Below are 3,889 nucleotides of genomic sequence, written 5' to 3' on the forward strand. Positions count from 1 at the left end.
GCCACGCTCACCCCGTGCCGCGGCCGGTGGATGACTTCGACGGCGTCGCCGGCCTGGATCCGGCCGGCCGCCAGGACCCGCAGGTACGCCCCCGGCCTGCCGGCGGCGGTGAAGCGGCGCACCCACCGGTCCTCGCCCATGTGCCGGGCGAAGGTGCCGCAGGGAATCCGGGCCGAGGTCGCTTCCACCACCACCTCGGCCCCGATCCGCCAGCGCTCCCCGATCAGCGCGCCGTTCACGTCCACGCCGGCGGTGCGCAGGTTCTCCCCGAACAGGCCGGGCGGAATCTCCCGGCCGAGTTCGTCCGCCCACCAGCGGGCGTCTTCCTCGGCGTAGGCGTAGAGTGCCTTCGGTTCCCCGCCGTGGTGCTTGCGGTCGGCCTGGACGTCCGCGTGCAGGCCCAGCCCGGTCACCTGGACCGGCCCGGCGGCCGGCCGCTTGTCGATGGCGGTGACGCCCACCGGGCCCCCGGCATCGGGCTTGAGCGCGTGGACGCGGCAGACGGCCAGGAGGAGGCCGGGCTCAGGCGTGGCCCTCATAGCTGACGTCCTGGAGCTCGTCGGCCGGAGCAGGCAGCGGCTGGCCGCGGTAGGTGCTGAAGGCCCAGAGGTTGCCGTCCGGGTCGCGCAGCCCGAAAGCGCGGGCGCCGTAGTCGGTATCGGTGGGCTCCTGGATGATCTCCGCGTCCGCGGCCGAGACCAGGCGGAACAGGGTGTCCGGGTCATGGGTGTAGACATTGAGCAGGGCCGTGCCCGGTTCCCGGGCCCACGGGCTGTCCCCGTTCCAGCCGGACACCATGACCAGCCCGCCTTCGGGCCACAGCAGCTCGCTGTGCACCACCGCGCCGCCCTCCTCGTAGAGGGCATGGACGGTGAAGCCTACCGCATCGGTCAGGAAGGTGATCAGGCCCCGGGCGTCGCGCGACTGCAGGCCGGCCCAGACGCCGGCCGGAGGGTAGTGTCTGTTCTCCATGCCCACCAGTATTCCCACACGCCCTCCGGACACGCCAGAGGCCCGCCCCATATTATGGGGCGGGCCTGCGCTGGCCGGGCGGGCGCGAGGGCCCCGGTCCTAGAGCCGGTCCAGGGCCTGGTCCAGGTCCGCGATCAGGTCCTCGGCGTCCTCGATGCCCACGGAGAGCCGGATCAGGTTCTCCGGCACCGCCAGTTCGGTGCCCTTGACCGAGGCGTGGGTCATCTCCGACGGGTAGTTGACCAGCGATTCGATGCCGCCGAGGGATTCGGCGAGGGTGAACACCTGGGTGGATTCGGCGACCTTCCGCGCCGCGGCCTCGCCGCCGGTGAAGGAGACCGAGACCATGCCGCCGAAGCCGCGCATCTGCCTGGCCGCCAGCTCGTGCCCGGGGTGGTCCGGCAGACCCGGGTAGTACACGGCCTCCACCTCGCCGCGGCCGGCCAGCCACTCGGCCACCGCCTGGGCGTTGGCGCTGTGCCGGTCCATCCGCACGCCCAGGGTCTTCAGCCCGCGGGTGGTCAAAAAGGCATCCATCGGCGAGGACACGGCGCCCACGGCGAACTGCACGAAGCCGACCTTGCCGGCCAGCTCGTCGTTGTTGAGCACCACGGCGCCGCCGATCACGTCCGAGTGGCCGCCGATGTACTTGGTGGTCGAGTGCACCACGATGTCCGCGCCCAGCGCCAGCGGGGTCTGCAGGTACGGGGAGGCGAAGGTGTTGTCCACCACCAGCAGGGCACCGGCAGCGTGCGCCACCTCGGCCAGCCCGGCGATGTCGGTGACCTTCATCATCGGGTTCGAGGGGGTCTCCACCCACACGAAGCGGGTTCGCTGCGCGGCGACGGCGGCGGCCACGGCGTCGAAGTCGGCCATGTCCACCACGGTGTGCCCGACGCCCCAGCCGCCGAGCACGCGGTTGATCAGCCGGTAGGTTCCGCCGTAGGCGTCGTTGCCGAGCACGATGTGCTCGCCCGGCACCAGCAGCGCCCGGATCAGCGCGTCCTCGGCGGCCAGGCCGGAGGCGAAGGAGAACGCATGCCGGCCGCCCTCGAGGGCCGCCAGCTGCTCCTGCAGCGCGTCGCGGGTGGGGTTGCCGCCGCGGCCGTACTCATAGCCGTTGCGCAGGCCGCCGATGCCGTCCTGGGCATAGGTGGAGCTGAAGTGCACCGGAGGCACGACGGCGCCGGTGAGCGGTTCGAAGGGCTGCCCGGCGTGGACGGCCCGGGTGTTGAATCCCGCGACGGAGGCGTTTTCGGGTGTGGTCATGGCGGTTCCTTCAGCTCGTCAGGTAGGTCAGCAGGTCGTGGCGGGTGAGCACCCCCACGGGCGCGCCCTCGAGGGTCACCATCAGGGCGTCGGCCTGCTGGAGCTTCTCGCGGGCCGCGGAGATGGATTCGAGGGCTCCGATGATCGGCATCTTCTCCCCCATGTGGTCGCCGACCTGGTCGGTCAGCTTCGCCTCGCCGGTGAACAGCTTGCCGGTCAGCATGCGCTCATCGACCGCACCCACCACTTCGCCCATCACCACCGGCGGTTCCTGGGACAGCACGGGCAGCACCGAGACGCCGTACTCGTTGATGATCTCGATGACGTCGCGCACCGATTCGGACGGGTGGGTGTGGACCAGATCCGGCAGGGTGCCGGACTTGCCCCGGAGCACCTCGCCGACGGTGGTTTCCTCGCTGCCGGGGATGAAGCCGTAGGAGCGCATCCACTCGTCGTTGAAGATCTTGGCCAGGTACCCGCGGCCGGAGTCCGGCAGGATGACGACGACGACGTCGTCGGCCGTGAGCTCCCTGGCCACCCGCAGTGCGGCCACCACCGCCATGCCGGAGGAACCGCCCACCAGCAGGCCTTCCTCGCGGGCCAGCCGCCGGGTCATGGCGAAGGATTCGGCGTCGTTGACGGCGAGCACCTGATCCGGGACGGTCCTGTCGTAGTTGCCCGGCCACATGTCCTCGCCCACGCCTTCGACGAAGTACGGCCGGCCGGTGCCGCCGGAGTAGACCGAACCCTCCGGGTCCGCGGCGATGACCTTCACGCGGCCGCCCTGGTCCGCGGGCCGGTCGGCGGAAACGTCCTTCAGGTACCGGCCGGTGCCGGTGATGGTGCCGCCGGTGCCGGCGCCGATGACCACGTGGGTGACCTTGCCGTCGGTGTCGCGCCAGATTTCCGGGCCGGTGGTTTCGTAGTGGCTGGCCGGGGCGGCGGGGTTGGAGAACTGGTCGGGCTTGTACGCGCCCTCGATCTCGGTGACCAGCCGGTCCGAGACGCCGTAGTAGGACTCGGGGCTGTCCGGGGGCACGGAAGTCGGGGTCACCACGACCTCCGCGCCGTAGGCCCGGAGCACGTCGCGCTTTTCCTGGCCCACCTTGTCCGGGGTCACGAAGATGGACCGGTAGCCCTTCTGCTGGGCCACCAGGGCCAGCCCGACGCCGGTGTTGCCGCTGGTCGGCTCCACCACGGTGCCGCCGGGTTTGAGCTTGCCTTCCCGTTCGGCCTGCTCGATCATCTTCACCGCAATGCGGTCCTTGATCGAACCGCCTGGGTTGAAATATTCCACCTTCGCCAGGACTGTGGCGGCGATTCCTTCGGTCACTTTGTTCAGCTTGACCAACGGGGTGTTGCCGATGAGGTCCAGCACGGAATTGGCATACTTCATGCGCCCAAATCTACCCGTCCGCCCGCACCAAGGTCATTTTCCGCGTCACAGCCGTCATATTGGGCGCCGCCGGTCCGCCGGGGGCCGGGCAGGCGTGGGAGCATGGTTACATGCCTGCCACTGCCCCGGCCACCGCCTCAGCGGCTGCACCTGCCGGGGACCGCAGCGCCGTCGTCGGCATGCCCGCCGGCTACGATCTGGCCGGCACGCTCGGCATCCTGCCGCGCGGCAGGCAGGATCCCACGTGCCGGG

Annotated in this window: 4 protein-coding genes; all 4 read right to left on the minus strand. The window is 70.7% G+C overall.

The window, feature by feature from the left end:
* On the minus strand, positions 1–539 hold a 539-nt coding region (locus ACFQ36_RS21245; RefSeq protein ID WP_377017294.1), incomplete at its 3' end, for an MOSC domain-containing protein.
* Positions 523–972, minus strand: a complete 450-nt coding sequence (locus ACFQ36_RS21250; protein ID WP_377017295.1) for a VOC family protein — start codon at positions 970–972, stop codon at positions 523–525. The genes ACFQ36_RS21245 and ACFQ36_RS21250, both read right to left, overlap by 17 nt.
* Before the next feature lie 99 nt (positions 973–1,071).
* The gene (locus tag ACFQ36_RS21255; protein WP_377017297.1) at positions 1,072–2,241 is read right to left on the minus strand and encodes a cystathionine gamma-synthase; all 1,170 of its coding nucleotides are present in this window, start codon (positions 2,239–2,241) and stop codon (positions 1,072–1,074) included.
* Positions 2,242–2,251: 10 nt separating this feature from the next.
* On the minus strand, positions 2,252–3,637 hold the full coding sequence (locus tag ACFQ36_RS21260; protein WP_377017299.1) for a cystathionine beta-synthase: 1,386 nt from the start codon (positions 3,635–3,637) through the stop codon (positions 2,252–2,254).
* Positions 3,638–3,889: the final 252 nt, after the last annotated feature.

This window comes from Arthrobacter sp. GCM10027362, from assembly GCF_042679445.1.
Taxonomy (GTDB): domain Bacteria; phylum Actinomycetota; class Actinomycetes; order Actinomycetales; family Micrococcaceae; genus Crystallibacter.

Excerpts from the sequence above, each read along its gene's own strand:
- ACFQ36_RS21255 (WP_377017297.1), bottom strand. The coding sequence starts at position 2,241 with ATGACCACACCCGAAAACGCCTCCGTCGCGGGATTCAACACCCGGGCC.
- ACFQ36_RS21260 (WP_377017299.1), bottom strand. The coding sequence starts at position 3,637 with ATGAAGTATGCCAATTCCGTGCTGGACCTCATCGGCAACACCCCGTTG.
- ACFQ36_RS21250 (WP_377017295.1), bottom strand. The coding sequence starts at position 972 with ATGGAGAACAGACACTACCCTCCGGCCGGCGTCTGGGCCGGCCTGCAG.